General features: G+C 69.5%; 2 protein-coding genes and 1 riboswitch. Of the genes, one reads left to right on the forward strand and one right to left on the reverse strand.

Features of this window, described 5'->3' with window-relative positions; all coding sequences use genetic code 11:
* Positions 1-65: 65 nt before the first annotated feature.
* Positions 66-464, reverse strand: coding sequence for a hypothetical protein (locus H4O10_RS22120; protein WP_014035432.1), 399 nt, complete (start codon positions 462-464; stop codon positions 66-68).
* A 147-nt stretch (positions 465-611) separates the two neighbouring features.
* Between H4O10_RS22120 and H4O10_RS22125 the strand changes: the two genes are divergently transcribed.
* Positions 612-950 carry a hypothetical protein gene (locus H4O10_RS22125; RefSeq protein WP_005411772.1) on the forward strand — a complete coding sequence of 113 codons (339 nt, stop codon included), beginning with the start codon at positions 612-614 and terminating at the stop codon, positions 948-950.
* A 116-nt stretch (positions 951-1066) separates the two neighbouring features.
* Positions 1067-1133, forward strand: a riboswitch (S-adenosyl-L-homocysteine riboswitch). This riboswitch is flagged as partial in the annotation.

The following is a 1133-nucleotide window of genomic DNA, read 5'->3' on the forward strand; positions in this document are numbered from 1 at the left end:
GCCGGCCGCTGGCCGGCAGGGCTCGCGGCCTGAAGTTTTCTGGGGTTGCCGGCCAGCGGCCGGCACTACTGCAGCAACGGCCTCACCGCCGCCGCCGGAATATGGTCCAGCGCGCGCCAGGCGTCCTCCACCACCGGCCGCGCCTGCGACCAGCCCAACCGTGACTGCCCGCGCATCTGTTCCCAGTGCTCGGCCAGTTCCTCGCAGGTATCGGCGGCATCACCGCGTGGCCAATCCGCAGCATGCGTGGTCAACGCGAAGGCATACACCGGGCACAGGTCGCGCCAGTTCCGGTGGCTCTGCCCGCGGCGCTCCTCGTAGTCGCTGAGCATGTACTGCAGGTAGTCCTGCGCCACCGCCTGGGGGTCTTCATGGCGACGCGTACGGCGCTGCGCGGTCCGCTGACCGAGCGGATCGAGCAGGGCGTTGAACACGGACGGTGCGGGTCGTTCAAGACGGGGCATGGCCGGCTCCTGCAGCGGGGGCGGGTGGGCAGGAATACGCGCGGTGCCGTTACCGGGGGGTGAGCGAGATGTTCATGACGCCAGGTTCGCAACGGCTTTACCTGCGGGGCGGTGTAGTGGAATCCCCCCAAGGGCAGGTACCAGACCATGAGCCGAGAGACCTCGCGAGACCCGCTGCGGGAGAACCACCCGCCCATTCCCGGCGAGCAGCGCGGCAAGCGCGATGCCGACAACGCCGACTACCGCGGAACCGGCGCGCCGTTCTTCGATGCCGAGCACGACCACCTGCCGGTGAAGCACGAGGCTGAACAGGCGGCCCAGGACCGCAAGGATGGCGGCGACCGCCATCGCGGTGGTCAGGAGAGCCCGCTCAAGCGCCGTGAACGCAAGCAGCGCGCCAGCGACAACCAGGACGAGGCGCTGGAGGAGACCTTCCCGGCCAGCGACCCGACCTCGCCGTTCGTGCCAGCCAAGGCCCCCGACTGACCGGTAGTGCCGGCCGCTGGCCGGCAACCTCTGGGCTGCCCTACACAGAGCGATGCCTGCCGATGGTTGGGTCATCCGGATGTCACGCCGGGGCCGCTATATAATGGGGGTTCTCCCCTGCCGAGGGGCGCTGCGACCGGATCCCACGAGGCCCGGCCAGGCTCGGTAAGGTGGCTTTGTAAC

Origin of the sequence: Stenotrophomonas sp. I18B00994 (assembly GCF_014145825.1) — a bacterium.
GTDB classification, from domain to species: Bacteria; Pseudomonadota; Gammaproteobacteria; order Xanthomonadales; family Xanthomonadaceae; genus Stenotrophomonas; species Stenotrophomonas maltophilia.